The sequence below is a fragment of the Arthrobacter sp. I3 genome (assembly GCF_000520575.1).
In the GTDB taxonomy this organism is placed as follows: domain Bacteria; phylum Actinomycetota; class Actinomycetes; order Actinomycetales; family Micrococcaceae; genus Arthrobacter; species Arthrobacter humicola_A.
The window spans coordinates 10,887-14,612 of record NZ_KI914931.1 but is presented as its reverse complement, the minus strand read 5'-3'; the positions used below and the strand labels follow the sequence as shown (position 1 = coordinate 14,612).

4 protein-coding genes and 1 pseudogene are annotated in these 3,726 nt (G+C 68.7%); 1 reads left to right on the top strand and 4 read right to left on the bottom strand.

From position 1 onward, the window contains the following. Together Y706_RS25465 and Y706_RS0113400 are read right to left on the bottom strand one after the other, a co-directional pair. Nucleotides 1-719: pseudogene (locus Y706_RS25465) on the bottom strand (ABC transporter permease); the annotation flags it as partial. Further along, complete coding sequence (locus Y706_RS0113400; protein ID WP_028276974.1) at nucleotides 712-1,644, bottom strand: ABC transporter ATP-binding protein; 933 nt, start codon at nucleotides 1,642-1,644, stop codon at nucleotides 712-714. The pseudogene Y706_RS25465 and the gene Y706_RS0113400, both read right to left, overlap by 8 nt. Nucleotides 1,645-1,760: 116 nt before the next feature. On the opposite strand from Y706_RS0113400, the gene Y706_RS25460 reads away from it, so the two are divergent. Further along, on the top strand, nucleotides 1,761-2,237 hold the full coding sequence (locus Y706_RS25460) for a DUF1810 domain-containing protein (RefSeq protein ID WP_043436154.1): 477 nt from the start codon (nucleotides 1,761-1,763) through the stop codon (nucleotides 2,235-2,237). Here the strand turns inward: Y706_RS25460 and Y706_RS0113390 are convergent. Further along, nucleotides 2,234-3,382, bottom strand: coding sequence for an EAL domain-containing protein (locus Y706_RS0113390; RefSeq protein WP_028276973.1), 1,149 nt, complete (start codon nucleotides 3,380-3,382; stop codon nucleotides 2,234-2,236). The genes Y706_RS25460 and Y706_RS0113390 overlap by 4 nt on opposite strands. Continuing rightward, nucleotides 3,379-3,555, bottom strand: coding sequence for a DUF1059 domain-containing protein (locus Y706_RS29315; protein WP_162159079.1), 177 nt, complete (start codon nucleotides 3,553-3,555; stop codon nucleotides 3,379-3,381). The genes Y706_RS0113390 and Y706_RS29315 overlap by 4 nt, the downstream gene beginning before the upstream one ends. Between the last annotated feature and the right edge of the window lie 171 nt (nucleotides 3,556-3,726).

The window sequence follows — 3,726 nt, the reverse complement described above, 5'->3', positions numbered from 1 at the left end:
CACCACTGGTCCCCGGCGAAGGCCCGGATCTGCTGGTTCCAGCCGATCGGCGAAAGCCAGGACAGCGCGGAGGGCCCCGGTTCGGCGAGGTCCCCCACCGCCCTCAGCGCATAGGTCACGGCAACGACGCCGAGGCTCATTCCCGTGGCAGCCCGTGCGCTGGCCGTCAGCTGGGCGGTGACCCCGGCCACGGCGCTGAACGCCATGCCGGTGGCAGCCCAGCCCAGTCCGAACGCAATCGAGCCGGCGGCCGGAAGTCCGCCGGCGGCCAAAGACACCGCCGTGACCAGCCCCAGGACAATGCTGGCTCCGAAGCTGATGGTGAGGGCGGCCGCGAGCGGCGCGTCGCGGCCCATCCGGCCGCCGCCCAGGAGCTCGAGCCGCCCGGACTCTTCGTCGCTGCGGGTATGGCGGACGGTGATGAACACCATCAGGACGGCGAGGATGGCAGCCATGAACGCCGTGTACTTGATGAGGGACAGGGCACCGAGGGACGTGGGGTCGTAGACCCTGCCGAAGAGGGCCACGAGCGAGGCCGTGGCGTTCAGGGCCGTCGCGGCCTCGACCCGGCTCCCCACATCGGGGTAGAGCTCGGCGCCGGCCACCGCGGTTGAATACGTTGTCGCGGCGAATCCGGCGATCCACGCCGGCAACAGCCATCGGTCGCGGCGGAGCCCGAGCCTGATCAGGACTCCGGTCCCCGCCAACGTTTCACGCATCGGCGGTGCGTCCGCTGCTCGACCCGGCCGCGGCCACGGGCACCGCCGCGCCGTAGTGGCGAAGGAAGAGATCCTCCAGAGTGGGCGGCTGGCTGGTCAGCGCGACGAGTCCCGCGTCGGTCAGCGCCCGCATGAGCGGGGCCAGGCCGGACGGTTCCACTTGGGCGCTGACGCGGTGGTTCGTGACGACGACGTCGTGGACCCCTGGCAGTGCATTCAAGCCCGCCGGTACCACCGCGACATCGGCAGTGACGGAGGTACGGGTCAGGTGCCTGAGTTCATCAAGCCGCCCCGTCTCCACCACCCGGCCCTCACGGATGATGCTAACGCGGTCCGAAAGTGCCTCGGCCTCGCTGAGGATATGGCTGCTGAGCAGGACCGTGCGGCCCTGGTTCCGCAGTTCCCGGATACAGCCGCGGAAGGCCTCCTCCATCAGGGGGTCCAGTCCGCTGGTGGGCTCGTCCAGCAGGAACAGCTCAGCGTCGGTGGCCAGGGCAGCGACCAGGGCCACTTTCTGCCGGTTGCCTTTGGAGTAGGCCCGGGACTTCTTGGTCGGATCGAGGTCGAAGAGCTCCAACAGCTGGGCCCGCCGGGCCAGGTCCTGGCCGCCCTGGAGCCGGCCGAGGAGGTCGATCACTTCTCCGCCGGTCAGGTTGGGCCACAACGCCACATCCCCGGGGACGTAGGCCAGGCGCCGGTGGAGGCTCGCGACGTCGCGCCACGGGTCAAGGCCCAGCACCCGGATGGAGCCAGCATTGGCGCGAAGCATGCCCAGCAGCAGGCGAATCGTGGTCGATTTGCCGGAGCCGTTCGGTCCGAGGAAGCCGTGGACCTCGCCCGCCTCGACTGAAAAATCCAAACCATTCAAGGCAACCACGGGCCCGAACCGCTTCACAACGCCGACCATCTCCAAGACATTCGCCATGGGGGACACGATACGCCCGGGACCGGCAATCCAGCCCCGGCCGAATGACCCCTTCGCCCGCGGGCGGCCTGTCGCCGTGCTGTCACTCCGGCACCGGGGGACGTAGCCTAGCGGGCATGGAAGACCTTTACGATCTTGAACGGTTCGTGGCGGCCCAGGACGCCGGCGGAACCTACGGGCATGCCCTGGCGGAGTTGCGGTCAGGCATGAAGAGGAGTCACTGGATGTGGTTCGTTTTCCCCCAGCTCGCGGGCCTGGGCCGCAGCGAAACCGCCCGGAAGTACGCCATCTCCTCCCTGGCCGAGGCCCGTGCTTACTGCCGGCATGGCGTCCTTGGCCCGCGGCTGCGGGAGGCTGCCGCCGCAGTGGCCGAACTTCAGGGGCGGTCCGCGGTGCAAATTTTCGGCGGTATCGACACCCGGAAGCTGCACTCCTCCATGACGCTGTTCCAGCGGGCCGCGCCCGGCGAACCCGTGTTTCGCGTCGTCCTGGACCGCTATTTCGATGGCCTGCCCGATCCCGCCACGGACCAACTGCTGGGAGGCCAGTTGCGGGAAGGACAACCCGGCGGCCCGGACCCGGCGGACGGTTAGCTGTCCGCGGCCAGCGCCGTGATCATCCGCTCCATGCGGGCGACGCCGGCAAAGCGGCCGGCGTTGTCCGTCACCAGCAGGGGGTCAAACCGGTTGGCCTGGGTCCGCGTCATGGAACGGGCCAGGGCTTCGCTGAGCGGCGTGTCCAGGTTGACCCGCATTCCCGGGCTCACGATGCCGAGGACCGCCGCGGAGGGGTCGAGCACCGCAACGGGCCGCAAATGATCGCCCATCAGCACCACCGACTGCAGGGCCGGGTTGTCATCAAACGCGGCCGCCGCCGTCGCAGTGGTGGCGGCCGTCGTCGCGGGTTCCACGATGTCCCGGATGATGCTCTGGTGCGTCGCCGGGGGGTTGGACGCCAGACGGTGGGCAACGTCGAGATCGATTTTTTCCCACGCCGGCCCGGGCCGGGCCAGGCAATACCCCTGCACCAGGGGTACGCCGAGGGCGACGAGGGCGTCCAGTTCCTCCACGCGCTCCACTCCCTCGGCCAGGATCCAGGCATCGACGCGGCTGGCAAAGGTTCCGAGCATGGAGATCAGGGCACGCTTGGCCTCGTCAGTGTCAACATCCTGGATCAGTTCACGATCCAGCTTGATCAGCGAAGGCCGCAGGGCCAGCAGGTGCCGGAGCCCGGCATAGCCGGCACCGGCGTCGTCGACGGCGATCAGCGCGCCGGCAGCGCGCAGCTGGTTGAGGTCGGGCTCAAGCTCCAGATAGGAGTCGATCGGGGTCTGCTCCGTCAGCTCGACCACCAGACCGGCAAGGTTTCCCTGGCCGCGCCAGATGCCACGGATCTCCTCCGTCAACAGCAGCTCCGGTGAGACGTTGAGGGTCAGGAAGCAGTTCGGCGGCAAAGTGGGACGCGCCGCGAGCGCCGCCCGCAAGGCTGCGGCCTCGAGCTCGGCTGCCAGGCCATGCGTGCGCGCGGCGGCAAACCACACCTCGGGATTCTTTTCGGCGAAACCCGGAAACCGGGCCAGGGCCTCATAGCCCACCACTGTGCCGCGCGCGGTATCAACAATGGGCTGGTAGGCCGCGGAAAGGCCGACACCCCGGCAGGCGGCCGCCAGTTGCTTCTCCCAATCCGGGCCCGGCACGGCCCCGGCGTCGGGCGGGAGGCCGCCTGCCTCGTGAATCAACTAACGGGAACGATGGCTCTGTGGACCGACTGCACGACGTCGGCCGGCAGCTCCTCCAGCCCATGTGCGGACGCCGCGTGGGCGGCCACATTGACCAGAATTTCATCGTCGGTGCTGCACACCCAGCGGGCGTCACAACCGGGAACCACATCACCACAGGCAAACGACTTCACGAATGCTCCTTCTTCTTCAACAGCGGACCGGACTACCCTACGTTGGCTCCACGCCGAAAACTGAGATTTTGCTCGCAGAAACGGTGCGGCGTCACCGGCGGTCCGTTGCCGGCAGAGGCCGCCGGATGCTGTTGGCCGCCACTGGCTGTCCACTAGCCTGTACCCGCCGCC

Coding starts and splice junctions, on each gene's coding strand:
- Y706_RS0113400 (WP_028276974.1), bottom strand. CDS start 1,644: ATGGCGAATGTCTTGGAGATGGTCGGCGTTGTGAAGCGGTTCGGGCCC.
- Y706_RS25460 (WP_043436154.1), top strand. CDS start 1,761: ATGGAAGACCTTTACGATCTTGAACGGTTCGTGGCGGCCCAGGACGCC.